Raw genomic sequence first — 24,382 nt, 5'->3', positions numbered from 1 at the left:
CCGCCGCGCACGCCACGCCCATGCCGCCCTTGATGGCAGGCGCCACGGCATCGAAGCCTGTTGCCCTGGCGGGGCAGGGCGGGGCGGTTCCCGCCCGCCGTCCGCTGCCAGGCTGGGCCTCGCGCCTGGGCACGCCCGCCGGGCAGTCGGTCTACGCGCTGCTGCTGGCGCTGTTCCTGGCCTTGCCGCTGGTCGCCATCCTGCTGCGTGCCTTCGGCGGCGAGGCGGGCGCGGCCGTGATCGTGGACATCGTCGCCGACGCCGCCTTCCTGGGCATGGTCGGCCGCAGCCTGATGGTGGGCGCCACCACCGTGCTGCTGGTGGTGCCGTGCGCCTATGCCTACGCCTACGGCCTGGCGCGCACCCGCATCCCGGGCAAGGGCGCGCTGCGGCTGGCGGCCCTGTTGCCGCTGCTGGCGCCGTCGCTGCTGCCGGGCATTGCCCTGATCTACCTGCTGGGCAACCAGGGCTTGCTGAAGGCGCTGGCGGGAGGACAGACCATCTATGGCTTCTGGGGCATCGTGGTGGGCGAGGCCTTCTACACCTTCCCGCATGCGCTGATGATCCTGCTGACGGGCCTGAGCCTGGCCGATGGCCGGCTGTACGACGCGGCGCGCGCCATGGGCGCGGGCCCGCTGCGCACCTTCTGGACGGTGACCCTGCCCGGCACGCGCTACGCCGTGTTCTCGGCCTGCTGCCTGGTGTTCACGCTGACTGTCACCGACTTCGGCGTGCCCAAGGTGGTGGGCGGCGACTACAACGTGCTGGCCATGGAGGCCTACAAGGCGGTGGTGGGGCAGCAGAATTTTGCCAAGGGAGCGGCCATCGGCATCCTGCTGCTGGTGCCCGCGGTACTGACCTTCCTGTGCGACCGCCACCTGCGCGCGCGCGCCGGCGCCTCGCTCACTGGCCGCGCCCAACCCTATGCGCCCGGGCCCAACCGTGGCCGCGACGCGGGCTTCCTGGCGCTGCTGGCCGTGCTGGCGCTGGTCATCGTCGGCATCGTCGGCGTGGCGGTCTGGGCCTCGTTCGTGAAGATGTGGCCGTACAACCTGTCGCTGGGACTGCGTTCGTACGACTTCGACAACATGGACGGCGGCGGCTGGCTGGCCTGGCGCAACAGCGTCCAGATGGCGTGCTGGACGGCCGTACTGGGCACCGCGTTGGTGTTCACGGGGGCGTGGCTGCTGGAGAAGCTGCCCGCGCGCCGCCGGCCGGCGCAGGCCTTGCGCGGCGTGACCCGCGCCCTGGCGCTGACGCCCATGGCCGTCCCCGGCCTGGTGCTGGGCCTGGGCTACATCTTCTTCTTCAATCATCCGGCCAATCCGCTGGCGCCGCTGTACGGCACGATGGCCCTGTTGGTGGCGTGCTCCGTCGTGCACTTCTACACCAGCGCGCACCTGACGGCGACCACCGCGCTGAATGCGCTGGATCCGGAGTTCGAGGCGGCATCGGCGTCCCTGAAGGTGCCGGCGCCCGTCACCTTCCTGCGCGTCACGTTGCCGATGTGCCTGCCCGCGGTGATCGACACCGCCCGCTATCTCTTCATTTCGGCCATGACCACCGTGTCGGCCGTGGTGTTTCTCTACAGCCCGCAAACCGTGCTGGCCTCAGTGGCCGTGCTGAACATGGACGACGCGGGTTTCATCGGACCGGCCGCGGCGATGTGCACGGTCATCATGGCCACCTCGGCCGTGGCCGCCTTGCTGCTGCACCTGGCCAGCCGCGCGCTGGTGGCGCGCAGCCAGGCCTGGCGCCGTCCGGCTCTTTCCTGAAAAGGCTTTTTTGACATGACCCAAACGCAACTGCCCGTCCGCCTGGAGGCGGTGATCTTCGACTGGGCTGGCACCCTGGTGGACTTCGGATCCTTCGCGCCCACGCGCGTGTTCGTCGATGCCTTCGCCGAGTTCGGCATGACCGTCACGCTGCAGCAGGCGCGCGGCCCGATGGGCATGGGCAAGTGGGACCACATCCGCACGCTGTGCAACGACCCCGGCATCGCCGGCCAGTACCGCGAACGTTTCGGCCGCACGCCCACCGATGACGACGTCACCGCCATCTACGAGCGCTTCCTGCCCATGCAGGTGGCCAAGGTGGCGCAGTATTCCGCGCCCATTCCCGGCGCGGCCGACGTGCTGCGCACGCTGCGCGCGCAGGGCCTGAAGCTGGGCTCGTGCTCGGGCTATCCGGATGTCGTCATGCGCCACGTGCGCGAGGGCGCCGAGCCCGCGGGCATCCGGCCCGACTGCGTGGTGGCCAGCGACGACGTGCCGCGCGCGCGGCCCGCGCCCGGCATGGCGCTGCGCAACGTCGTGCTGATGGGCCTGGCCGACGTGGCTGGCTGCGTGAAGGTCGACGACACCGCGCCCGGCATCGAGGAAGGCCGCCGCGCCGGCATGTGGACGGTGGGGCTGCTGCTGTCGGGCAATGCCGCCGGACTGTCCCTGGAGGAATACGAGGCGCTGGACGAGGCCGGCCGCGAGGCCGCGCGCCAGCGTGCCCGCGCCGAACTGGACACCGCCGCGCCGCATTACCTGATCGACACCATCCGCGACCTGCCCGACGTGCTGGCGCAGATCGCCGCACGCCTGGCGGCCGGCGACCGGCCGCAACACTGCTGATTTTCGTACGGGGGCTGCCGTATGGCCGATGCCCCTGCGTGGCCTGCTCGCCACGCAGGGGCGGAAAGCCGATGGCGCGGCCCGATCTTTCGCTGCACCTACAACAAACCTCCGCAGGAGTTACCCATGAAGCGATACACCCTTACCCTGGCCGCCCTGGCGTTGGCCGGCCTCAGCAGTGCCGCCGCCGCCGAGACGACGCTGACCGTCTACACCGCCCTGGAAGCCGACCAGATCAAGGCCTACCAGGCCGCCTTCGAGAAGGCCAACCCCGACATCAAGATCCAGTGGGTGCGCGACTCCACCGGCATCGTCACGGCCAAGCTGCTGGCCGAGAAAAACAACCCCAAGGCCGACGTGATCTGGGGCCTGGCCGGCACTTCGCTGGGCCTGATGGCCAAGGAAGGCATGCTGGAACCCTACGCCCCCAAGGGCCTGGACCAGATCGACGCCAAGATGCGCGACGCCGCCGCCACGCCGTCGTGGGTTGGCATGGATGCCTTCGCCGCCGCCGTCTGCGTGAACACCATCGAAGCCAAGAAGCAGAACCTGCCCATGCCCACCTCGTGGCAGGATCTGACCAAGCCGGTGTACGCGGGCAAGATCGTCATGCCGAACCCGGCCTCGTCGGGCACGGGTTTCCTGGACGTCAGCGCCTGGCTGCAGATCTTCGGTGAAGACAAGGGCTGGGCGTTCATGGATGCCCTGCACAAGAATATCGGCAGCTACACGCACTCGGGTTCCAAGCCTTGCAACATGGCCGCCGCGGGTGAGTTCCCGATCGGTGTGTCGTTCGATTACCGTGCCGCCAAGCTGAAGGCCGACGGCGCGCCGATCGAGCCCGTGTTCCCCTCGGAAGGCCTGGGCTGGGAAGTCGAAGCCACCGCCATCATGAAGGGCACCAAGAACCTGGACGCCGCCAAGAAGCTGGCCGACTTCTCCGCCAGCCGCGAGGCCAACGAGCTGTACAAGACCAACTTCGCCGTGCTGGCGATCCCGTCGGTGGCCACGTCGAACCCCAACCTGCCGAAGGACCTGGGCAACCGCATGATCAAGAACGACTTCGTGTGGGCTGCCTCCAACCGCGACAAGATCCTGGCCGAGTGGACGAAGCGCTACGACGGCAAGTCCGAGCCCAAGAAAAAATGAAGACGTATGACGTAGTGGTGGTCGGCGCCGGCATTCTCGGCATCGCCCACGCCTGGGCCGCGGCGCGCCGTGGGCTGTCGGTAGCCGTGGTGGAGCGCAGCCGCCAGGCGCATGGCGCCACCGTGCGCAATTTCGGCCAGGTGCTGGTCACGGGCCAGGCGCCTGGCCTGATGGCCCGGCACGCCCGGCAGGCGCGCGAACTGTGGCTGCAACTGGCCGGCAAGGCGGGCTTCCACGTGCGTGCCAACGGCAGCCTGGTGGTGGCGCGCACGGCGCAGGAAGAGGACGTGCTGCAGGAGTTCATGGCCACGCGCCTGGACGCCGAAGGCTATCGTGCGGAAATGCTGACGGGCCGCGAACTGGCCGGCCTGTTCGGCGGCCGCCTGGGCCACCACCGCGCCGCGCTGCGCGGCCTGGACGACCTGCAGGTCTATTCGCGCGAAACGCTGCCCACGATCACGGCCTACCTGGCCAACGACATGGGCGTGCATTTCGAAACCGCCACGCTGGCGCGCGCGGCGGCGGGCGGCGAGGTCCACACCTCGTCCGGTACATTGCGTGCCAGGCACGTCTTCGTGTGCCCGGGCCATGACTACCTGACGCTGTATCCCGAGCTGTTCGCGCCGCTGAACCTGGAGGTCTCGCGCCTGCAGATGCTGCGCGTGCAGTTCGAGAGGCATGCCTTCGAGCTGGACCGTCCGCTGCTGACGGGCCTGTCATGCGTGCACTACGGCGCCTGGTCGGATCTGCCGTCGGCGCAGGTGTTGCGCGCGACGCTGCAGGAGCAGCATCCGGAACTGCTGGACAACGGCATCCACCTGCTGATCAGCCCCACGCCGTATGGCGAACTGATCATCGGCGATTCGCACGCGTATGGCGTGGACGCCTCGCCGTTCAATGCGGAAGACGTCGACAACATGATGCTGGATCTGGCCGAGCAGACCCTGGCCTGCCGGTTGAAGGTGGTCGAGCGTTGGCAAGGGGTGTACGGGGCGCATGGTCCGGCGCCTTTCTCGGTGCTTCAGGCCGATGCGCAGACGACGGTGTCGGTGATGCACTCGGGCGTCGGCATGACGGTGGGATTGGCGATTGGCGAGAACGCGGTGGCCGCAGTGCTTGGTTGACGGTTTTCTGTCATCTTGTGATGCCCGAGGTGATTGGAATATCACATTTGTGATGTCTCTGATTTTCTCGGGCGTTTCTTTTTTTGATGCGGAGGTTTTTGGTGTTCTTGGACCGCCGCAGGCCGTCATGCGGGGCCGCGCCGGCCAAGTCGTCGGGCTCGGGCGCGCCATCAGGCGCCCTCGGTCTCGCTGCGCGAGACTGCCCCTCCTCCAATTGGCCGGCACGGCCCCGCATGACGGCCTGCGGCTGCAACATCGACAATCCGTCGCGTCGTAATCATTGCCTGGTCGAGCAGCGATGTTCATCTGACGGACGTGCTTCGTCAATAGCGAAGGGCGATGCCGTCATTTGGCAGCCAGCCTTTCCTGTCCGAACTTGATCAGATTGCCATCAGGGTCGAGGATGTAAAGCTCATCCATGCCCCAGGCCGTTTGCACCACCTGTCCAAGCTTGGGGAGCTTCGCGCTCAGCTCGCGATGCACGGCATGGATATCGGGAACGCGCAGATAGCAGGACGTGTTCTCGGCAATTTTCCTGTCGTCGCACGCCCAGAAATGCAGTTCGGTATCACCGCGAACCGCGATGCCATACGATTCATTTTCAAAATGGCGCGTCTCGAAGCCAAGGATTGACTCGTAGAACGAGAGCGTCCGTTTCATGTCGAGAGACGCCAGTACGGGAATGGCTTTGCCGAATGCTGCGCGGGTCATCATCGCTCCTGAATTCATGATGGAGTGATAGTACTTTCCCGGCTTCCCCGATGCGCAAGCGAGGCGGATGAACCGCTCCCCAAATGGTGGGAGGAAGCCGCGCACGGCCTCGGTCCCGGCAAGCCATTGATGCTGCCATCAGCATTGCGCCGGATATGAAAAATGTTGAATCGGACTCGCCCCTGCTGATGCAGTGAGTCCTTGGCCATTGGCAGTGCCCGTGACGGCCAATTGGAGGGAGGGAAGCCCCGCGCAGCGGGGCCGAGGGCGCCTGGTGGCGCGCCCGAGCCGACCGACTTGGCCGGCGCGGGCACTGCCAATGGACAAGGACGCCTCAAGAACACGATGACGACCCTTCAACAATCAAACGTCGCCAATAAAGAAGAAGCCCAAACCTTCCCGAATAGAGAAGATATCAAGCCCCTTCTTCCTCCCCCATCACCTTCCGATACCACTCGTGGAAGTGCTGCATGCCGTCTTCCATCGGCGACTGGTAAGGCCCGGCTTCCGTCGTGCCGCGTTCCATCAGCGCCCGACGCCCCGCGTCCATGCGCTCCGCGATCTCGTCGTCCTCGATCGCCGTCTCCATATACGCGGCCCGCTGCGCCTCGACGAACTCGCGCTCGAAAGCGACGATTTCCTCGGGGTAGTAGAACTCGACCACGTTGATGGTTTCCTGCGGGCTCTTGGGATAGAGAGTCGACAGCACCAGCACGTGCGGATACAGCTCGATCATGTGGGTCGGGAAATACGTGACCCACACCGCGCCGAAATCGGGGGCCTTGCCCGCGCGGAAATCCAGCAGGCGGTCGTGCCATTGGCGATACACGTCCGAGCCCGGCTGCGCCAGTGCCTGGTGCACGCCCACGCGCTGCATGCTGTACTGGTCGGAGAACTCCCAGCTCAGGTCGTCGCACGTGACGAAGCGGCCCAGGCCCGGGTGGAACGGCCCCACGTGATAGTCCTCGAGGTAGACCTCGATGAACGTCTTCCAGTTGTAGTTGCACTGGTGCACTTCAACGTGGTCGAGCACGTAGTCGCCGAAGTCGAACTCGGGCCGCGCGAACAGCGGCGCCAGGTCGGCGGCCGGATCGCGCGGACCTTCGAACAGCAGGCCGTGGCAATCGCGCAGGCGGAAACGCTGCAGGTTCATGCAGGGCGTGGCCTCGAACTGGGGCGCACCCAGCAGTTCGCCGCGATCGTTGTAGGTCCAGCGGTGCAGCGGGCACACGATATTGCCGCCCGTGCCCTTCAGGCTGCCGTGCGTGTTCACGTTGCCGCTGACATTGCCCGCGGCGCCGCCAAGCATCAATGCCTGGCGGTGACGGCAGACATTTGAGATGAGTTCCACGCCTTGCTGATTGCGAACCAGCGCGCGGCCTCCATTCTCCTGGACCAAAGTGCGATAGTCGCCGACTTCGGGCACGAGCTTCTCGTGACCGACATACAAGGCAGACTGCTTGAAGATGAGCTCTTGCTCGCGCGCCAAACGGGCTTCGTCAAAATACGCATTGACAGGAAGCTGGGTGCGAGCTGGCACGACATGTGCCATCCGACCAACGTCGGTCATGATTCCCTCCGCTCGGATCAAAAAGCCAGGTCTCGCGACGCGGCGTAAGGGTGTCCCGGCCACGTTGCAATGCTGACGTGGGTGCCGTGGATAAGCGGGAGGAATCTTGGTAGATATGTCTCGCTTCGCCCGTGCCGTGCTGCTTACCTGGCGCGAAGAAAAATCGGACTGGCCGATACCAAACCCTAGAGTGTACCCGAATCGGGGGGTAAATGCCCGCACTCTTTTTATGACAGTGTCATGAAACTTCAGGCTTTTTTCAAACGAGCGCTCGCGTCATCGCCTGTTTGCGCAGTAACCAACTGAGGGCGGCCGACAGCGCGAAGACCCCCGCGGCGATCAGCGGCAATTGCCAGGCTTGCGCGGCGCCGCCTGTATACAGCCCGGCGCGATGGGCCAGGTCCAGGAAGACGGGATGGATCAGGTAGACGCCGAAGGTCAGCGGCGCCAACTGGGGCAGGGCGGGGATGCGCGGCGAGTTCACGATCCACTGGAAGGCCGCCAGCGACATCAGCGGCACCGTCAGACTGAAATAATCATAGAAATACAGGTTCAGCGATCCCGTGCGCGACAGCAGGTGTACGCCGGCGGCGGTGGCCGCGATGCAGCCCAGCGCCAGCAGCCCGGGCCGAGGCAGGCGCAGTTCGCCGTCGAAGATCATGCGGCCCGCCACGAAATAGCCGAGGTAGGGCAGGCACCACGTCAGGAAGAACCCGCTGCTGATGCCCAGTGCCTGCCGGTACAGCGCGTCCAGTATCGCCACCCCCAGGATGCCGACCACCCACAGCCTGCGGCCTTCGATGCTGCTGCGCGCATACAGGATGCGGACCAGCGGCGCGAACAGGTACAGGCCCACGATCATGTACAGGTACCACAGGTGGTAGTACGGGGCGCCTTCGGCCACCTTGCGCGGCCAGTACGAGAAGTCCAGCCGGCCGTCGTCCCACCAGTCCAGCGCGGTGCGCCAGGCCAGGTAGAACAGCGTCCAGAACGCCAGCGGCGCCAGGATGCGCGCCACGCGGCGGCTGTAGAAGCCGCGGATGTCCTGGCTGCGGGCAGGATCCAGCAGCAGCGCGCCGCTGACCATCACGAACACCGGCACGCACCAGCGCGCCGCCGAGTCGTACAGGTTCGCAGCCAGCCACGCATTGCTGCCGTAAGTGGCGGCATCGGAGACGGTCTGCGCGGCGCTGTGCAGCAGCACGACGGCCAGCGCCGCCACCCAACGGGCGGCGTCCAGTCTTGCGTAGCGGTCGGTGAGGGCGGGCATGGGCTCGGGATCGCGGCTGCCGCGCGAACCGGAAGTCGATTCACATGCGGGCCGCTTTCACCTTAGCAGCGCCCGTTGCGGGCCTGCTGTTTCGAGCTGTTAGCCGCCCAGGCCAAAGCCCGGGCGGCCGGCGCGCCCCGCTCTGGGGGCGCATGGGGGGCACGGATTGTTACCGTGCCGGCGCTTACTGCACCTGGATGTTGGCCTGCTTGACCAATTGGCCGACCACGGGCTGCTCGTTCTTGATCTGGGTGGTCAGCTCTTCGGCGGTGCCGTTGCGCGGATTGATGCCCATGTCCAGCATCTTCTTGCGCACGGTTTCGTCCTTCAGCGTGGCCTGAAGGGCCTGCTGCAGACGCGCCACGGCGTCGGCCGGCGTGCCCTTGGGCGCGACGAAGCTGAACCAGGCCGTCATGTCGAACTTGGGGTAGCCTTCCTCGGCCAGCGTGGCCAGGTTCGGCAGCGTGGGCAGTCGCGTCGGGCTGGAGATGCCGAACACGTTCACCTTGCCGGCGTCCGCCTGCGGCATGCCGGTGGCCACCATGTCGAAGAAGACGTCCACGTCGCCGCTGATCAGCGCGGGCAAGGCCTGGGTGGCGCCCTTGAACGGCACATGCAGCATGTCGATGCCCGCCTGCTCCTTGAACAGTTCTCCAGCCAGGTGGGACGAGGTGCCCGGGCCGAAGCTGGCCATGCTCAGCTTGCCCGGATTCTTCTTGGCGTAGGCCACCAGGTCCTGGGTGTTCTTGAACGGCGCCTTGGGGCTGGCCAGTAGCACCAGCGGGCCGATGCCGACCATGCCGATCGGTGCGAAGCCGTCCGGGTCGTAGGGCAGTTCTTTGTACAGGAACCGGTTGGTGACCAGCGTGGAGTTGGTTGCCATCAGGATGGTGTAGCCGTCCGGATTGGCGCGCGAAACGTAGGCGGCGCCGATGTTGGTGCCTGCGCCGGCCTTGTTCTCCACGATCATCGACTGGTTCAGTTCCTTGCCCATGCGTTCGGCCAGGATGCGGGTCAGCACGTCGGTGGCCCCGCCCGCGGGAAACGGCGTTACCACCGAAATGGGGCGTTCCGGGTAGCCGGCTGCGGAGGCGGCGGTGGCGATAGCCGACGACAGCAGGGCGGCGGCAAACAGTTTGAATCCGTTGCGAAGCATGTAAGTCCCTTGTATTGCGCGTGACGCTGATGTGGAATAAATTCCGTATAGTGGAATTTAATTTTGTCATTCGAAACAAACTATAAAAATCTTGCGGACGTCATGCAATCCTTTTTGAATGGGGAAAACCCCACTCCCGGGCCCAGCGGCCCGGCACGGCGCAAGCGGGCCGGCGCAGCCGAGGACGCCGCCGCCCGTCCCGAATTCATCACTGCCCTGGCGCGCGGATTGGCCTTGCTCCGTTGTTTTCAGCCCAATACGCCCGCGCTGGGCAACCAGGATCTGGCACGGCTGACGGGGCTGCCCAAGGCCACGGTCAGCCGTCTGGCGTACACGCTGACTGAGCTGGGCTACCTGCGCTATCACGGCGACACGGGCAAGTATTCGCCCGGCTACGGCGTGCTGGCGCTGGGTTTCGGCCTGCTGGCCGGGCTGGAGGTGCGCGAATTGGCCAGAAGCGCGATGACGACCCTGGCGCAGGACACCGGCGGCGCCGTCGCGCTGGGGGCGTTGGATGGCGACGCCATGGTCTACCTGGAGGCGGTGCACGGGTCGTCCGCGCTGTACCTGCGGCTGCCGGTGGGCTATCGCGCCAGCCTCGATACCGCCATGGGCCGCGCCTGCCTGGCGGGTCTGCCGCGCGTGCAATGCGATGCGCTGCTGGCCCGATTGGGCGGCGCGGCGCCCGCGGTGGACGTGATCGAACGCGCGGCCGACGAATTGCGGCAAGGCGGCTGTTGCTACGCCATCGGCGAATGGCAGGCGGGCATCAACGCCGTGGCCGTGCCGTTCACCTCGATCACGGGCGAGGGCCGTTTCGTGCTCAGTTGCGGCGGCTCCGAGAACTTGTTGCCCGAAGCCGATTTGCGCGGGCGTGTCGCGGCGATGCTGCGCGCGGCGGTGGCGCAGCTATCCGCCCCTGGCGCCGTGCGCTGAACCCCGCGGCGCCAGGCCAATGCCTGGTCGCCGCGGGGCGGGCGGGCGTGGCCGCTTCCCGTGGGCCGCGATCCCGTACAATCCCGGGATTCCCCTCCCTATTTTTTGTTGCGCCCCGGAGACCCGCTTGGCCCCGACGAAGCAAGCCGATCCTCAGACCCGGAACGACCGGCCCCTGCCGCAGGATTTCGAGACGGCGCTGGCCGAACTCGAATCCCTGGTGGCCGCCATGGAGGACGGCACCCTGCCGCTCGAACAATCCCTGGCCGCCTATCGCCGTGGCGTCGAACTGACGCGCGTGTGCCAGGAACGCCTGACGCAGGCCGAACAACAGGTCAGGGTGCTGGAAGGCGACCTGTTGCGCCCGCTGGACCCGACCGCGCTCGACGACGAGTGAACGCATGAAGCAGAATCAACTCGCCTTCGCGGACTGGCTGCAGGAATGCGCCGAACACGTCGAACACGTGCTCGACGAACTGCTGCCCGCCGCCGACGCCGCCCCGGCCCGCCTGCACGAAGCCATGCGCTATGCCGTGCTGGGCGGCGGCAAGCGCGTGCGCGCGGCGCTGGTCTACGCGGCCGGCCATGCCTGCCCCATCAGCGGCAGCACGGTTGCCGTCGACGCCTCGCTGGACCGCGCCGCGGCCGCTGTCGAACTGATCCACGCCTACTCGCTGGTGCACGACGACCTGCCCTGCATGGACGACGACACGCTGCGCCGCGGCCGTCCCACCACGCACATCCAGTTCGACGAGGCCACCGCCATGCTGGCCGGCGACGCCATGCAGCCGCTGGCCTTCGAACTGCTGGCCGAGATGCCCATCGCCCCGGCGCTGGGGCTGCAGGCCACGCGTGTGCTGGCCCGGGCGGCCGGCAGCCTGGGCATGGCGGGCGGCCAGGCCATCGATCTCGGCAGCGTGGGGCGCACCCTGTCCCGCGAAGAACTGCAAACCATGCACAGCATGAAGACGGGCGCCATGCTGGCGTGCAGCGTCTCGTTGGGCGGCATCGTGGCGGGCGCCAGCTCCAGCGTGCGCCAGGCGCTGGATGCCTATGCGCAGGCCATCGGCCTGGCCTTCCAGGTGGTCGACGACGTGCTGGACGTCACCGCCGATTCGGCCAGCCTGGGCAAGACGCCCGGCAAGGACGCCGCCGACAACAAACCTACATACGTCTCGCTGCTGGGCCTCGAAGAAGCCCGCCGCTTCGCGCGCGAGCTGGGCGAAACCGCTCACCGCGCGCTCGAGCCGCTGGGCGAGGGTGGAGCGCGGCTGGCGCAACTGGCCGACTTCATCGTCCTGCGAGACCGTTGACACAACGCGCGGCTGGTCCGCGCACCGGATATCCGACCCCCAGGTATGACCACAGATCTTTTGGACCGCATCGCTTCCCCCGCAGAACTCCGGCGCCTCGACCGCCGCGAGCTCAAGCGCCTGGCCGACGAGCTGCGCGGCTTCGTGCTCGATTCGGTCTCGCGCACGGGCGGCCATCTGTCCTCCAATCTGGGCACGGTGGAGCTGACGCTGGCGCTGCACTACGCGTTCGACACCCCGCACGACCGCATCGTCTGGGACGTCGGTCACCAGTCCTACCCGCACAAGATCCTGACCGGCCGCCGCGACGGCATGGCCCGGCTGCGCCAGCAGGGCGGCATCTCGGGCTTTCCCAAGCGCAGCGAATCCGAATACGACGCCTTCGGCACCGCGCACTCGTCCACGTCCATCTCGGCCGCGCTGGGCATGGCCGTGGCCTCGCGCAACGCGGGCATCTCGCGCCAGCACATCGCCGTCATCGGCGACGGCGCCATGTCGGCGGGCATGGCCTTCGAGGCCATGAACAACGCGGGCGTCACGCCCGACGTCAACCTGCTGGTGGTGTTGAACGACAACGACATGTCGATCTCGCCGCCCGTGGGGGCGCTGAACCGCTACCTGGCGCGCCTGATGTCCGGCCGCTTCTACGCGACCGCGCGCAACGTCGGCCGCGCCGTGCTGCAGCACGTGCCGCCCATGCTGGAACTGGCGCGGCGCTTCGAAGAGCACGCCAAGGGCATGGTCACGCCGGCCACGATGTTCGAAGAGTTCGGCTTCAACTACGTCGGTCCCATCGACGGCCATGACCTGGACGCGCTGGTGCCCACGCTGCAGAACCTGCGCCAGTTGCAGGGCCTGCAGTTCCTGCACGTGGTCACGCGCAAGGGCCAGGGCTACAAGCTGGCCGAGGCCGATCCCGTGCTGTACCACGGCCCGGGCAAGTTCGATCCCGCGGTCGGCATCCAGAAGGCCAAGACGCCTTCCAAGAAGACCTTCACGCAGGTGTTCGGCCAGTGGCTGTGCGACACCGCGCAGCAGGATGCCCGCCTGGTCGGCATCACCCCCGCCATGCGCGAGGGCAGCGGCCTGGTCGAGTTCGAAAAGCGCTTCCCGCAGCGTTACTTCGACGTGGGAATCGCCGAGCAGCACGCGGTCACCTTCGCCGCCGGCCTGGCCTGCGAAGACCAGAAACCGGTGGTCGCCATCTATTCCACCTTCCTGCAGCGCGGCTACGACCAACTGGTTCACGACGTGGCCCTGCAGAACCTGGACGTCACGTTCGCGCTGGACCGCGCCGGCCTGGTCGGCGCCGACGGCGCGACGCACGCCGGCAACTACGACATTGCCTACCTGCGCTGCATTCCCAACATGGTGGTGGCCACGCCGTCCGACGAGGCCGAGACCCGCCTGTTGCTGACCACCTGTTATCTCCATCCGGGACCGGCCGCGGTGCGCTATCCGCGCGGCTCGGGCGTGGGCGCGCCCACCGGCGAATCGCTCGACGCCGTGCCGATGGGCAAGGGCGTGGTGCGCCGCGAAGGCAAGCGCATCGCCATCCTGGGGTTCGGCACGCTGGTGCCCGCCGCCCTGCAGGCCGCCGAACGGCTGGACGCCACCGTGGCCGATATGCGCTTCGTCAAGCCCATCGACCGTGAACTCATCCTCGACCTGGCCGCGCGCCACGACGCGCTGGTCACGGTGGAAGAGGCCGCCGTCATGGGCGGCGCGGGCAGCGCCGTCACCGAAGCGCTGAACGAAGCCGGCGTCACCGTGCCGGTGCTGCAACTGGGCCTGCCGGACCTGTTCATCGATCACGGCGACCAGGCCGCGCTGCTGGCCGGCGTGGGGCTGGATGCCGCTGGCATCGAGGCGTCGGTCCGCACTCGTTTCGGCGACGCGCAGGCCTGACGCCTGGCGGGCTGTCCCGCGGGCGAGCGTGGCGGAGTCCGCCCGCGCCCGCCGTTGTGACACAGCCGCCACGACGCCCTGGGGGGCCGTGGTGTTCCCTGCGTCTGGAACGCACCGTTGCAGCGCCACGTGCCTACCGCCAAAAGGGTTTTCCCCGACCCGGTTGCCGATTTCGGTCATAATGGCCCTCCAGTTTGTTTCCAGTGAGCGCGCCCGCGCGCGCCCTGAACAGGTAAGCGACATGAATTCCCCGATCGATCCCGCCGTGGTGATGCCCGATGTGCAAAGCTCCGCGGATACGCGGCACATCACCATCCAGCGCGTCGGTATCCGCGGCGTGCGCCATCCCATGCTCGTGCACGCCGGCGACGGCAGCGCGCAGCCCACGGTCGGCTCCTGGACCCTGACGGTGGCGCTGCCGCCCGAAGAGAAGGGCACGCACATGTCCCGCTTCGTGGCCCTGCTCGAAAAGCACCGCACCATCCCCATGACGCCGGCGTCGTTCGCCGACATGGCCCGCGAGATGCTGCCCCTGCTGCAGGCCGAGCGCGGCGACATCTCCGTCACCTTCCCGTACTTCATCAACAAGTCGGCCCCGGTGTCCGGCGTGCAAAGCCTGCTGGACTACGAAGTGCAGTGGATCGCCCGCGCCGTGGGCCAGCAGGTCGAGTTCGAACTCGTGGTGCAGGTGCCGGTGACCAGCCTTTGCCCCTGTTCCAAGGCCATTTCCGAGTACGGCGCGCACAACCAGCGTTCGCACGTCACCGTCTCGGCCGTCCTGGGCGGCGAAGTCGCCATGGACCAGGTCATCCGCCTGGTCGAGGACGAGGCGTCCTGCGAGCTGTGGGGCCTCTTGAAGCGTCCCGACGAGAAGTACGTCACCGAGCGCGCCTACGACAACCCCAAGTTCGTCGAAGACCTGGTGCGCGACGTGGCTGCCCGTCTGCAAACGTATCCCGGCATCGCGCGCTTCCGCGTCGAAGCCGAAAACTTCGAGTCCATCCACAACCACTCGGCCTACGCCGTGGTCGAGGGCTGAATCCTCCAGCGGGACCCGGGGCGTGGCCCCGCGTTCCGGTTTGCCGTTGCGGTTTGTCAACGCACTTCTTGCGATAGCGTGACAATTCGGCGATAATCGAAGGCTTTCTTGCTCGACTGCCATGTTTCTTTGGCGGCGGGCTGCCCCTTGCGGGCGGGCGGACAGGGGTTTTGGCCTGTGTCCGGTGAAGTGCCGTCGTGGTTGAAACCCCTGCCGTGGGGTTGAAACAACAAGCGGCGCCAAACCCCGATGGGTAATGGGTCCCGTTCTCCGCAAGACATCCTCAAGGAGTCTTACCCTATGCGTCACTACGAAGTAGTGTTTATCGTCCATCCGGACCAAAGCGAGCAGGTGCCCGCCATGGTCGAGCGTTACCAGTCGCTGGTGACGGGCCAGGGTGGTTCCGTGCACCGCCTGGAAGACTGGGGCCGCCGTCAACTGGCGTACCCGATCCAGAAGCTGGTCAAGGCCCATTACGTCTGCATGAACATCGAGTGCGGCCAGGCTACCCTGGACGAGCTCGAGCACTCGTTCCGCTACAACGACGCCGTGCTGCGCCACCTGGTCATCAAGACCAAGAAGGCGCCGGCCGCCGCTTCGATCATGATGAAGTCGGTCGAGCGCGAAGAAGCCCGCAAGGCTTCGGCTGAAGCGACCGCGGCTCAGGCCGCCGAGTAAGCAGGACGACGGCCGGACGGCCCCGCTCGCTGGAGCACAGCATGAACACGGTGGAGTTGGAAGTACGCGTTCTCGAACGCGAACCCCTGCGCCACACGCCAGGCGGATTGCCGGCGGTCGAGTTCCTGTTCTCCCACGAGTCGGACGTCATCGAGGCAGGTCACCCGCGCCGCGTCGCGCTCACCATTGCCGCAGTGGCATTGGGCGACCTGGCGATGTTGCTGGCAGAGGTTCCGCTGGGCACCGACCTTCACGTACAGGGCTTTCTGGCCCCGGTGCGCAAAGACTCGGTAAAGCTCAAGCTGCATTTGCAGCGCGCGAGACGCATCGCTGGCAGCGCCGGGGGCGATCCTGCCGTGGCATGACGGCGCGGGCAGTTCGGACAATACAGATCAGGGCAGGCGAGAGGCCGACACGGCGCTCCCAGGCCCAAGCAAACTAAAGGCATACATCATGGCTTTCGGAAAACGCAAGGAAAAACGCAAATTCACCCAGCAGAACCCGCTGTTCAAGCGCCGCAAGTTCTGCCGCTTCACCGCTGCCGGCGTTGAAGAGATCGACTACAAGGATCTCGACACCCTGCGCGACTTCGTGCAAGAAAACGGCAAGATCATCCCGGCTCGCCTGACGGGCACCCGGGCGATCTATCAGCGCCAACTGGACACGGCCGTCAAGCGCGCCCGTTTCCTGGCTCTGCTGCCCTACACCGACAACCACAACTAATCCGGGGCGCTGACATGCAAGTTATCCTGCTCGAAAAAGTCGTCAACCTGGGCAACCTCGGCGAAGTCGTGCGCGTGCGCGACGGCTATGCCCGCAACTTCCTGATCCCGCAGAAGATGGCGCGCCGCGCCACCGACGCCGCGCTGAAGGAATTCGAAGCCCGCCGCGCCGAACTGGAAAAGGTCCAGGCCGAGAAGCTGGCCGCCGCCCAGGCCCTGGGCGAGCGCGTCAACGGCTACCAACTGAAGATCAGCCAGAAGGCTGGCGTGGACGGCCGTCTGTTCGGCTCGGTCACCAACGCCGACATCGCCGAAGCCCTGCGCAAGTCCGGCTTCGAAGGCATCGAGAAGTCGCAGGTCCGCCTGATGAACGGTCACCTGAAGACCGTCGGCGAGTTCCCCCTGCAAGTGTCGCTGCACCCTGACGTGCTGGTCGACATCAACGTGCAAGTCGAAGGCGAAATGGCCTGAGCCATTCCTTCGTGCTGTTTCGATCCGGGGCCAGCAGACGGCCCCGGTTTCGACCTTGAGCCGGCCTGTGCCGGCTTTTTTCTTTTCGTCTGCCGTTGATGGCGCTGCCCCGGAACCGTGGCCTGTCGCCGCGCTCCGTTGTTGCCTTGCCGCAGGGCTCGTGCGTACCCGGCCGCAACGCCCAGAGTTACTATTGCATCCATGAATACTCCCGCCGATCCCCAGCTTGAATACCTGCGTGTTCCGCCGCATTCCGTCGAGGCCGAGCAGGCCGTCCTGGGAGGCCTGTTGCTGGACAATGCGGCCTGGGACCGCATCGCCGACGTCCTGATCGAAGACGATTTCTACCGCCACGATCACCAGTTGATCTGGCACCACATTGCGCGCCTGATCGGCCTGGCCCGCCCGGCCGACGTCATCACGGTCAACGAGTCGCTGCACAGCGCCGGCAAGTCCGAAGACGTGGGCGGCCTGGCGTACATCAACGCGCTGGCCCACAACACGCCGTCGGCGGCCAACATCCGGCGCTACGCGGAGATCGTGCGCGAGCGCTCCATGCTGCGCAAGCTGGTGTCCATCGCCGACGAGATCTCGTCCACCGCGTTCAATCCGCAGGGCAAGGAAGCGCGCCAACTGCTGGACGAAGCCGAATCCAAGGTGTTCAAGATCTCGCAGGAAAGCGAGCGGGGGTCCGCCGGCTTCCAGGAGATCCAGCCGCTGCTCAGCCAGGTGGTCGAACGCATCGACGAGCTGTATCACCGCGACAGTACGTCCGACGTCACGGGCGTGCCCACGGGCTTCGACGACCTGGACAAGATGACCTCGGGCCTGCAAGGCGGCGACCTGATCATCGTGGCGGGCCGTCCGTCCATGGGCAAGACCTCGTTCTCGATGAACATCGGCGAGCACGTGGCCATCGAGCAGGGCCTGCCGGTTGCCGTGTTCTCCATGGAAATGGGCGCGGTGCAGCTGGCCATGCGTATGCTGGGTTCGGTGGGCATGCTGGATCAGCACCGCATGCGCACCGGCAAGCTCGTCGCCGAAGACTGGCCGCGCGTCACGCACGCCGTGCAACTGATGCAGGATGCGCAGGTCTACATCGACGAAACGCCCGCGCTCAGCTCGATGGAAGTGCGCGCGCGTGCCCGCCGCCTGGCGCGCCAGTGCGGCCAACTGGGCCTGATCATCATCGACTACCTGCAGCTGATGTCGGGCAATGGCAACGGCGAGAACCGGGCCACCGAAGTGTCGGAAATCAGCCGTTCGCTCAAGGGCCTGGCCAAGGAACTGAACTGCCCGCTGATCGCGTTGTCGCAGCTGAACCGAAGCCTGGAGCAGCGTCCCAACAAGCGTCCCGTGATGAGCGACCTGCGCGAATCCGGCGCTATCGAACAGGACGCGGACGTGATCCTGTTCATCTACCGCGACGAGGTCTACAACCCCGATTCGCCGGACAAGGGTACGGCCGAGATCATCATCGGCAAGCAGCGTAACGGTCCCATCGGTACGGTGCGCCTGACCTTCCAGGGCATGAGCACGCGCTTCCTGAACTACACGGCGGCGCAGCAGTATTGATGGCGAGGGCGATCTTGTTCGGTCGAGATCGTTCTTTCTTCGCAGGGCGTCCTCGCCGAGGCGGTGGCGCGCGGGTCGGCCAAGTCGTCAGGCTCGGGCGCGCCAGCAGGCGCCCTCGGTCCCCTTCGGGGACTTCCCCTCCTCCAATTGGCCGCCCCGCACGCCACCGCCTCGGCGAGGACTCACGCCAGCAACAGGCGTCGGTCAGACGGCATGGCCGCCGGCGAACAGCGCGGCAACAATCAAGACCGCGATCTGAGACGGCCGCTAACTCTTGCAAATATGGGGTGCACGACCGGAGATCTTCGGAGCCGCAGATAATGCGAGCCCGCGTATGCCGGCGGGGCCGAGGCGGCCAATTGGAGAAGGGAAGCCCCGCGTAGCGGGGCCGAGGGCGCCTGATGACGCGCCCGAGCCGAGCGACTTGGCCGCCTCGGCCCCGCCGGCATACGCGGGCGTCTCAAGAACTCGAATTCACGAGCACTCAGAAGAAGACCCGCGCATCACCGGCACGAGAGACTTACTCGTCCTCGCCTTCAGGACGCTTGGCATAGCGCGACGCCAGCACCGCGCACACCATCAGCTGGATCTGGTGGAACAGCATCAGCGGCAGCACGATGGCGCCCACAGCCTGGCCCGCGAAGATGACCTGCGCCATGGGAATGCCACTGGCCAGGCTCTTCTTCGAGCCGCAGAACAGCAGCGTGATGCGGTCGGGCAGGTTGAAGCCGAACAGCTTGCCCAGCAATTGCGAGCCGATCAGCGCCAGCGCCAGGATCACCACGCAGCACACCACCAGGCCCAGCAGCGCCGGCACCGGCGTCTTCTGCCACAGGCCTTCGTTGACGGCTTCCGAGAACGCCGTGTAGACCACCAGCAGGATCGAACCCTGATCCACCCACTTCAGCATCGCCTTGCGCTTGGTGACCCAGGCGCCGATCCAGGGGCGCAGCAACTGGCCCAGCACGAAGGGCAGCAGCAGTTGCAGCATGATCTTGCCCACGGCATCGAACGAGATCGGCGCGCTGGCCGCCTGCGCGATCACCGTGCCCACCAGCAGCGGGGTCAGGAAGATGCCCAGCAGGCTGGAGGCCGAGGCGCTGCACACCGCGGCGGGCACGTTGCCGCGCGCCATCGAAGTGAACGCGATGGCCGATTGCACCGTGGCCGGCAGGCAGCACAGGAACAGGATGCCCAGGTACAGCTCGGGCGTGACCAGGGGCTCGAGCAGCGGCTTGAGCGCCAGGCCCAGCACCGGGAACATGATGAACGTGGCCGAGAAGATCGTGGCGTGCAGGCGCCAGTGCGTGATGCCGGCGACGATGGCGTCGCGCGACAGGCGCGCGCCGTGCAGGAAGAACAGCGCGGCGACGGCCAGGTTGGTGATCCAGCCGAACACGACGATGCCTTGGCCGTGGGCGGGCACCAGGCTGGCGATGATGACGGTGGTGATCAGGAGGAGGGTGAAGCGGTCCGGCAGAAAGCGGGTGAGGCGTGACATGAGATGAGGAGGGAGATGGACGGAGAGGCTGCGCGTATTGTAGTGGCACGCACGAGGCGGCGTGGGCGATATCGCTGTCTATCCAGAAGCGTTCAGCCGCTGGTCAACACCAGGTCGGCGTAGGCCTTGCCCTTGCCGTCGCCGCGGCCCTGCTTTGCCTGGCCATTTCCCCTTCCGCCCTGGCGGAGTTTCCCGAACGCCCCATTATGGTGACCGTGCCGGTGCCGCCGGCGGGCATCATCGATCAGGTCACCCGCGTAATTACGCCGGCCATGTCCAAGCGCCTGGGGCAGACCATCGTGGTCGAGAACCGGCCCGGCGCCAGCGGCAACATCGCCGCCAACAGCGTGGCCCGCGCCAACCCGGACGGCTACACGCTGTTGGCGGGCTACTCGATGTTCCACGTCGGCAATCCGGTGATGTTCAAGAACCTGGATTGGGATCCCGTGCGCGACTTCGCACCCGTGGCCATGCTGGTGGTGTCGCCGCACGTCGTCGCGGTGCATCCCTCGGTGCCCGTGAACACCCTGAAGGAATATGTCGAATACGCGCGCAGCCATCCGGGCAAGCTGAACTACGCCACCTCGGGCAACGGATCCGTGCCCCATGTGGGCATGGAACTGTTCAAGCAGACCAACCAGATCCAGGTCGTGCACGTGCCGTACAAGGGCGCCGGGCCGGCCGTGCAGGACGTGCTGGCCGGCAATGTCGAGAGCATCGTCGCCACGTTGCCGTCGGTGGCCAGTTTCATCAAGGCCGGCAAGCTGCGCGCGCTGGCGGTCGCCAGCAAGACGCGCTCGCCCTTGCTGCCCGACGTGCCGACCGCGGCCGAGGCGGGTTTTCCGGGCTTCGAACTGGAAGCCTGGGTGGCGTTCTTCGCGCCGGCCAAGACGCCGCAGCCCGTCATCGACAAGCTGTCTGCGGCGGTGAGCGACGCCCTGAAAGATCCCGCCGTGGTGCGATCGCTGGATGCCGCTGGCGCCCAGCCCAGCTACCTGTCGCCCGCCGAACTCGCCAAGCAGGTCGATGCCGACATCGCTCGGTGGCAACCCGTCATCCGCAACGCCAACATCAAGGTCGATTGACCTCTCTTTCTCCGGAGCCTTACGCATGACCCACCAAGACCGCAATGTCGCACGCGCCGCGGAACTCGATTGCGCCTCGTTGAGCGACGCGCTCGACCGCCTGTCCATCGCAGGGCAGTGCTACAAGATCAAGCCGTGCGATCCGTCCTTTCGCATGGCGGGCCGCGCCTACACCGTGCAGTACGAGCCCGCCACGACCAGTGACGGCAATGTCGGCGAATTCATCGACGACGTCGAGCCCGGCAGCGTCATCGTCATCGACAACCGGGGCCGCGACGACGTCGGCACCTGGGGCAACATCCTGACCGAGATGGCGCACCGGCGCGGCATGGCCGGCACGCTGATCGATGGCAACTGCCGCGACGTCGCCTTGTCGCGCAGCATCGGTTATCCGATCTTCAGCCGCGACTGGTGGATGCGGACCGGCAAGGGCCGCATCCAGCTCAAGGCCCTGCAGGCGCCGGTGACGATCGGCGGGGTGGTGGTGAGTCCGGGCGACATCGTGCGCGGCGACGCGGACGGCGTGGTGGTGCTGCCGCGCAGCCACGAGGAGGCCTTGCTGGAGGTGGCCGAGGACATCACGCGCAAGGAGTCGGCCATCCGCGATGCGATCCGCGCCGGCGAGCGGCTGGACCAGGCGCGGGTCCGCCACCAGTACCATGCATTGCAAAGCCCGGACTACGAGGAGGCGGGCAAGAACTGAACGCCGTGCGGCCGGCCGCCGCTCAGGCGGGCGGCGGCGTCATCGCCAGCGCCAGGTCGAACGCCGCCACCAGCGAGGCATGGTCCGCCACGCCTTGCCAGGCGATGTCGAACGCCGTGCCGTGATCCACGCTGGTGCGCACGAAGGGCAGGCCCACGGTGACGTTCACGCCGTGGTCCACGCCCAGATACTTCACGGGGATGAGGCCCTGGTCGTGGTATTGCGCGACCACGATGTCGAACTCGCCGCGCCGCGCGCGCATGAAGATGGTGTCGCCGGGCCACGGGCCCGAGGCATCCAGCTCCTCGGCGCGCGCCTGCGCGATGGCGGGTGCGATGACGTCGATGTCTTCCCGGCCGAACTTGCCGTCCTCGCCCGCATGCGGATTCAGGCCCGCCACGGCAATGCGCGGACGGGCAATGCCCATCTGGCGGCAGGCGATGTCGGCCAGCCGGATGGCGCGGATTTCCGCCTCGGGCGTGATGCGCGCCGGCACGTCGGCCAGCGCCACGTGGATGGTGACCAGCAGCACGCGCAGCTCGTCGTTGGCCAGCATCATGGCGTAGTCGGCGGTGTGCGACTTCTCGGCCAGGATCTCGGTATGGCCGGGCTGGTCGATGCCGGCCAGATGCATGGAGTGCTTGTTCAGCGGTGCCGTGACGATGGCGCGCAAGGCGCCGGCCTGGGCCTCGTCGATGGCCGCGCACAGATAGGCGTAGGCCGCCGCGCCGGCCGCCGCGCTGACCTGGCCCACGGGCAGGTCAGCGGGCAGGGGGGGGTGACAGGCCACGACCTCGATACGTCCCGCCTCGCAGCGGGCCTGGCGCGCCGACTCGATTTCAACCACATCGATGCGGGCGCCCAGCAGTTGCGCCGCGCGGCGCAGCGCGCCGGCGTCGCCATAGACCACCGCCGGGGCTTGCAGCCCCTGGGCGTAGGCCTTGACGATGATTTCGGGGCCGATGCCGGCGGCGTCGCCCATCGTGAAGCCGACGGGCGCGCCGGCGTCTGCCCTGACGGGCGCGTCGTGGGACATGGCTACAGCACGTCCCCGGCGTAGTCGGCCAGGCGCGAACGTTCGCCGCGTTGCAGCGTGATGTGCCCGGCGTGCGGCCAGCCCTTGAAACGGTCGACCACGAAGGTCAGGCCCGAGCTGCCCTCGGTAAGGTAGGGCGTGTCGATCTGCGCCACGTTACCCAGGCAGATGACCTTGGTGCCGGGGCCCGCGCGGGTGACCAGCGTCTTCATCTGCTTGGGCGTCAGGTTCTGCGCCTCGTCGATGATGAGGTACTTGTTCAGGAAGGTGCGGCCGCGCATGAAGTTCAGCGACTTCACCTTGATGCGCGAGCGGATCAGGTCCATGGTGGCCGCGCGGCCCCAGTCGCCGCTGCCTTCGCCGTCGCCCATGTTCAGCACGTCGAGGTTGTCCTCCAGCGCGCCCATCCAGGGCATCATCTTTTCCTCTTCCGTACCCGGCAGGAAGCCGATATCTTCGCCCACCGGCACCGTGACGCGCGTCATGATGATCTCGGTATAGCGCTTGGTTTCCAGCACCTGGGTGATGCCGGCGGCCAGCGCCAGCAGCGTCTTGCCCGTGCCTGCCTGGCCCAGCAGCGACACGAAGTCGCATTCTGGGTTCATCAGCAGGTTCATGGCGAAGTTCTGCTCGCGGTTGCGCGCGGTGATGCCCCACACGTTGTTCTTGCCGTGCGTGTAGTCGCGCAGCGTGGCCAGCACGGCGGTCTTGCCGCTGACTTCGCGCACCTGCGCGTACAGCGGCATCTGGCCTTCGAAGAACACGAACTGGTTGACCATGAACTGCGAGCACAGCGGACCGCGGATACGGTAGAACGTGGTGCCGCCCTGCTGCCACGATTCGACGTCCTTGCCGTGGCGGTTCCAGAAGTCCTCGGGCAGTTGCATCACGCCCGTGTACATCAGGTCGCTGTCTTCCAGGACGTGATCGTTGTAGTAGTCTTCGGCCAGCATGCCCAGCGCGCGGGCCTTCAGGCGCATGTTGATGTCCTTGGACACCAGCACGACTTCGCGCTGCGGGTATTTCTCCTGCAGGGCGCGCACCACGCCCAGGATCTGGTTGTCGGCCTTGCCCATCGGCAGGTCGGACGGCAGGGTGCTGTGGATGGCCGTCGTCTGGAACATCAGGCGGCCGGTGGCGTCCTTGTTGCCCAGCGCGGACAGCGCCAGGCCGTCGTCCAGGTTGGCCGTGTCCTGCACCAGGGAGTCCAGCGAACGGCTGACCTGGCGGGCGTTGCGCGCCACCTCGGACATGCCCTTCTTCTGGTGGTCGAGCTCTTCCAGCGTCATCATCGGCAGGAAGATGTCGTGCTCTTCGAAGCGGAACAGCGAACTGGGATCGTGCAGCAGCACGTTGGTGTCCAGCACGAACAGCTTGCGCGCGGCCGCCTTGGTCTTGCGCGCTTGCGTAGCGACGGGCGCGGCAGCGGGCGTGGCCGCCGCCGTGGCAGGGGACGCTTGCGCGGTCTTGCCGGCGCGCGCGGTGGCGGGCTGGCGCGCCGTGGACTTGGCCTTGCCCGGCTTGGCGGCCGGGGCGGCCGGCGCCAGCGGCATGTCCAGCGGTTCGAGCATCTCGTCGTCCTCGACCGGCGCGCGCAGCGCGGCCAGGCCGGCCAGCTCGGGTTGAACGGACAGATTGGCGGCAGGGGCCGCCGGTTTCTCGCTACGTACTGCTGCGCGGGCGGCTTCGCCCTTTGGGAAGGTCAGGATGGCGGCGGGGCGGGTGGGCAACTTCGGAAGCGGCATACGCGTCACTCTCCTGTGCGGGCCGATGGGCCCTGGGCGGCTACGAGACCTGGAAAAAACGGGACCTGC

General features: G+C 66.9%; 23 protein-coding genes. 16 read left to right on the top strand and 7 right to left on the bottom strand.

Features of this window, described 5'->3' with window-relative positions:
* The first annotated feature begins 32 nt into the window (after positions 1–32).
* The 4 genes from A7W11_RS17435 to A7W11_RS17420 all read left to right on the top strand — a co-directional run bounded on the left by A7W11_RS17435 (position 33) and on the right by A7W11_RS17420 (position 4,894).
* Positions 33–1,775, top strand: coding sequence for a putative 2-aminoethylphosphonate ABC transporter permease subunit (locus tag A7W11_RS17435; protein WP_156523132.1), 1,743 nt, complete (start codon positions 33–35; stop codon positions 1,773–1,775).
* Between the two features lie 15 nt (positions 1,776–1,790).
* Entirely contained in the window at positions 1,791–2,621 is an 831-nt protein-coding gene (gene phnX, locus A7W11_RS17430) for a phosphonoacetaldehyde hydrolase (RefSeq protein WP_066415867.1), read from the top strand.
* A 126-nt stretch (positions 2,622–2,747) separates the two neighbouring features.
* Positions 2,748–3,770 carry a putative 2-aminoethylphosphonate ABC transporter substrate-binding protein gene (locus A7W11_RS17425; protein ID WP_066415864.1) on the top strand — a complete coding sequence of 341 codons (1,023 nt, stop codon included), beginning with the start codon at positions 2,748–2,750 and terminating at the stop codon, positions 3,768–3,770.
* Complete coding sequence (locus tag A7W11_RS17420; protein WP_066415862.1) at positions 3,767–4,894, top strand: TIGR03364 family FAD-dependent oxidoreductase; 1,128 nt, start codon at positions 3,767–3,769, stop codon at positions 4,892–4,894. Before A7W11_RS17425 ends, A7W11_RS17420 begins: the two co-directional genes overlap by 4 nt.
* 345 nt (positions 4,895–5,239) lie before the next feature.
* On the opposite strand, the gene A7W11_RS17415 is transcribed toward A7W11_RS17420, so the two are convergent.
* From A7W11_RS17415 to A7W11_RS17400, 4 genes are all read right to left on the bottom strand, one after another.
* Positions 5,240–5,608: a bleomycin resistance protein gene (locus A7W11_RS17415; RefSeq protein ID WP_066415850.1), complete on the bottom strand. Its 369-nt coding sequence runs from the start codon at positions 5,606–5,608 to the stop codon at positions 5,240–5,242.
* Between the two features lie 412 nt (positions 5,609–6,020).
* Complete coding sequence (locus A7W11_RS17410; RefSeq protein ID WP_066415842.1) at positions 6,021–7,175, bottom strand: aromatic ring-hydroxylating oxygenase subunit alpha; 1,155 nt, start codon at positions 7,173–7,175, stop codon at positions 6,021–6,023.
* Between the two features lie 259 nt (positions 7,176–7,434).
* Positions 7,435–8,445, bottom strand: coding sequence for an acyltransferase (locus A7W11_RS17405; RefSeq protein WP_066415837.1), 1,011 nt, complete (start codon positions 8,443–8,445; stop codon positions 7,435–7,437).
* Positions 8,446–8,629: 184 nt separating this feature from the next.
* A complete protein-coding gene (locus A7W11_RS17400; protein ID WP_066415830.1) occupies positions 8,630–9,601 on the bottom strand; it encodes a Bug family tripartite tricarboxylate transporter substrate binding protein in 972 nt (323 codons plus the stop codon).
* Between the two features lie 102 nt (positions 9,602–9,703).
* On the opposite strand from A7W11_RS17400, the gene A7W11_RS17395 reads away from it, so the two are divergent.
* From A7W11_RS17395 to A7W11_RS17350, 10 genes are all read left to right on the top strand, one after another.
* A complete protein-coding gene (locus tag A7W11_RS17395) occupies positions 9,704–10,537 on the top strand; it encodes an IclR family transcriptional regulator (protein WP_066415827.1) in 834 nt (277 codons plus the stop codon).
* A 127-nt stretch (positions 10,538–10,664) separates the two neighbouring features.
* Positions 10,665–10,934 carry an exodeoxyribonuclease VII small subunit gene (locus tag A7W11_RS17390; RefSeq protein WP_066415821.1) on the top strand — a complete coding sequence of 90 codons (270 nt, stop codon included), beginning with the start codon at positions 10,665–10,667 and terminating at the stop codon, positions 10,932–10,934.
* Positions 10,935–10,938: 4 nt separating this feature from the next.
* The gene (locus A7W11_RS17385; RefSeq protein WP_066415819.1) at positions 10,939–11,850 is read left to right on the top strand and encodes a polyprenyl synthetase family protein; all 912 of its coding nucleotides are present in this window, start codon (positions 10,939–10,941) and stop codon (positions 11,848–11,850) included.
* 45 nt (positions 11,851–11,895) lie between these two features.
* Positions 11,896–13,758 (top strand): 1-deoxy-D-xylulose-5-phosphate synthase, encoded by a 1,863-nt coding sequence (dxs, locus tag A7W11_RS17380; protein ID WP_066415817.1) that lies wholly within the window; start codon positions 11,896–11,898, stop codon positions 13,756–13,758.
* Positions 13,759–13,999: 241 nt separating this feature from the next.
* Positions 14,000–14,797 (top strand): GTP cyclohydrolase FolE2, encoded by a 798-nt coding sequence (gene folE2, locus A7W11_RS17375; protein ID WP_066415815.1) that lies wholly within the window; start codon positions 14,000–14,002, stop codon positions 14,795–14,797.
* A 300-nt stretch (positions 14,798–15,097) separates the two neighbouring features.
* Positions 15,098–15,475, top strand: a complete 378-nt coding sequence (rpsF, locus tag A7W11_RS17370) for a 30S ribosomal protein S6 (RefSeq protein ID WP_066133401.1) — start codon at positions 15,098–15,100, stop codon at positions 15,473–15,475.
* Positions 15,476–15,516: 41 nt separating this feature from the next.
* Positions 15,517–15,840, top strand: coding sequence for a primosomal replication protein N (gene priB, locus A7W11_RS17365; RefSeq protein ID WP_066415802.1), 324 nt, complete (start codon positions 15,517–15,519; stop codon positions 15,838–15,840).
* A gap of 85 nt (positions 15,841–15,925) precedes the next feature.
* A complete protein-coding gene (gene rpsR, locus A7W11_RS17360; RefSeq protein WP_156513536.1) occupies positions 15,926–16,198 on the top strand; it encodes a 30S ribosomal protein S18 in 273 nt (90 codons plus the stop codon).
* 14 nt (positions 16,199–16,212) lie between these two features.
* Positions 16,213–16,668 carry a 50S ribosomal protein L9 gene (gene rplI, locus A7W11_RS17355; protein ID WP_066133408.1) on the top strand — a complete coding sequence of 152 codons (456 nt, stop codon included), beginning with the start codon at positions 16,213–16,215 and terminating at the stop codon, positions 16,666–16,668.
* A 201-nt stretch (positions 16,669–16,869) separates the two neighbouring features.
* On the top strand, positions 16,870–18,243 hold the full coding sequence (locus A7W11_RS17350) for a replicative DNA helicase (protein WP_066415799.1): 1,374 nt from the start codon (positions 16,870–16,872) through the stop codon (positions 18,241–18,243).
* Between the two features lie 520 nt (positions 18,244–18,763).
* Here the strand turns inward: A7W11_RS17350 and A7W11_RS17345 are convergent.
* Complete coding sequence (locus A7W11_RS17345; RefSeq protein WP_066415795.1) at positions 18,764–19,744, bottom strand: bile acid:sodium symporter family protein; 981 nt, start codon at positions 19,742–19,744, stop codon at positions 18,764–18,766.
* 206 nt (positions 19,745–19,950) lie between these two features.
* On the opposite strand from A7W11_RS17345, the gene A7W11_RS17340 reads away from it, so the two are divergent.
* Together A7W11_RS17340 and A7W11_RS17335 are read left to right on the top strand one after the other, a co-directional pair.
* The gene (locus A7W11_RS17340) at positions 19,951–20,829 is read left to right on the top strand and encodes a Bug family tripartite tricarboxylate transporter substrate binding protein (protein ID WP_156523127.1); all 879 of its coding nucleotides are present in this window, start codon (positions 19,951–19,953) and stop codon (positions 20,827–20,829) included.
* Between the two features lie 25 nt (positions 20,830–20,854).
* Positions 20,855–21,532, top strand: a complete 678-nt coding sequence (locus tag A7W11_RS17335) for an RraA family protein (RefSeq protein WP_066415789.1) — start codon at positions 20,855–20,857, stop codon at positions 21,530–21,532.
* 22 nt (positions 21,533–21,554) lie between these two features.
* Here A7W11_RS17335 and pdxA read toward each other — a convergent pair whose 3' ends face one another.
* On the bottom strand, positions 21,555–22,568 hold the full coding sequence (pdxA, locus tag A7W11_RS17330) for a 4-hydroxythreonine-4-phosphate dehydrogenase PdxA (protein ID WP_066415786.1): 1,014 nt from the start codon (positions 22,566–22,568) through the stop codon (positions 21,555–21,557).
* Positions 22,569–22,570: 2 nt separating this feature from the next.
* Positions 22,571–24,313, bottom strand: a complete 1,743-nt coding sequence (locus A7W11_RS17325) for a PhoH family protein (RefSeq protein WP_066415783.1) — start codon at positions 24,311–24,313, stop codon at positions 22,571–22,573.
* Positions 24,314–24,382 lie beyond the last annotated feature (69 nt).

The organism is Bordetella ansorpii (genome assembly GCF_900078315.1).
Classification (GTDB): domain Bacteria; phylum Pseudomonadota; class Gammaproteobacteria; order Burkholderiales; family Burkholderiaceae_B; genus Bordetella; species Bordetella ansorpii.
This window is presented reverse-complemented; position numbering and strand designations above follow the sequence as displayed.

Excerpts from the sequence above, each read along its gene's own strand:
- A7W11_RS17420 (WP_066415862.1), top strand. The coding sequence starts at position 3,767 with ATGAAGACGTATGACGTAGTGGTGGTCGGCGCCGGCATTCTCGGCATC.
- A7W11_RS17395 (WP_066415827.1), top strand. The coding sequence starts at position 9,704 with ATGCAATCCTTTTTGAATGGGGAAAACCCCACTCCCGGGCCCAGCGGC.
- A7W11_RS17350 (WP_066415799.1), top strand. The coding sequence starts at position 16,870 with ATGAATACTCCCGCCGATCCCCAGCTTGAATACCTGCGTGTTCCGCCG.
- A7W11_RS17325 (WP_066415783.1), bottom strand. The coding sequence starts at position 24,313 with ATGCCGCTTCCGAAGTTGCCCACCCGCCCCGCCGCCATCCTGACCTTC.
- A7W11_RS17435 (WP_156523132.1), top strand. The coding sequence starts at position 33 with ATGGCAGGCGCCACGGCATCGAAGCCTGTTGCCCTGGCGGGGCAGGGC.
- A7W11_RS17335 (WP_066415789.1), top strand. The coding sequence starts at position 20,855 with ATGACCCACCAAGACCGCAATGTCGCACGCGCCGCGGAACTCGATTGC.
- A7W11_RS17345 (WP_066415795.1), bottom strand. The coding sequence starts at position 19,744 with ATGTCACGCCTCACCCGCTTTCTGCCGGACCGCTTCACCCTCCTCCTG.
- folE2 (WP_066415815.1), top strand. The coding sequence starts at position 14,000 with ATGAATTCCCCGATCGATCCCGCCGTGGTGATGCCCGATGTGCAAAGC.
- rplI (WP_066133408.1), top strand. The coding sequence starts at position 16,213 with ATGCAAGTTATCCTGCTCGAAAAAGTCGTCAACCTGGGCAACCTCGGC.
- pdxA (WP_066415786.1), bottom strand. The coding sequence starts at position 22,568 with ATGTCCCACGACGCGCCCGTCAGGGCAGACGCCGGCGCGCCCGTCGGC.
- rpsF (WP_066133401.1), top strand. The coding sequence starts at position 15,098 with ATGCGTCACTACGAAGTAGTGTTTATCGTCCATCCGGACCAAAGCGAG.
- A7W11_RS17400 (WP_066415830.1), bottom strand. The coding sequence starts at position 9,601 with ATGCTTCGCAACGGATTCAAACTGTTTGCCGCCGCCCTGCTGTCGTCG.
- A7W11_RS17425 (WP_066415864.1), top strand. The coding sequence starts at position 2,748 with ATGAAGCGATACACCCTTACCCTGGCCGCCCTGGCGTTGGCCGGCCTC.
- A7W11_RS17340 (WP_156523127.1), top strand. The coding sequence starts at position 19,951 with ATGGTGACCGTGCCGGTGCCGCCGGCGGGCATCATCGATCAGGTCACC.
- phnX (WP_066415867.1), top strand. The coding sequence starts at position 1,791 with ATGACCCAAACGCAACTGCCCGTCCGCCTGGAGGCGGTGATCTTCGAC.
- A7W11_RS17405 (WP_066415837.1), bottom strand. The coding sequence starts at position 8,445 with ATGCCCGCCCTCACCGACCGCTACGCAAGACTGGACGCCGCCCGTTGG.
- A7W11_RS17410 (WP_066415842.1), bottom strand. The coding sequence starts at position 7,175 with ATGACCGACGTTGGTCGGATGGCACATGTCGTGCCAGCTCGCACCCAG.
- dxs (WP_066415817.1), top strand. The coding sequence starts at position 11,896 with ATGACCACAGATCTTTTGGACCGCATCGCTTCCCCCGCAGAACTCCGG.
- A7W11_RS17415 (WP_066415850.1), bottom strand. The coding sequence starts at position 5,608 with ATGATGACCCGCGCAGCATTCGGCAAAGCCATTCCCGTACTGGCGTCT.
- A7W11_RS17385 (WP_066415819.1), top strand. The coding sequence starts at position 10,939 with ATGAAGCAGAATCAACTCGCCTTCGCGGACTGGCTGCAGGAATGCGCC.
- priB (WP_066415802.1), top strand. The coding sequence starts at position 15,517 with ATGAACACGGTGGAGTTGGAAGTACGCGTTCTCGAACGCGAACCCCTG.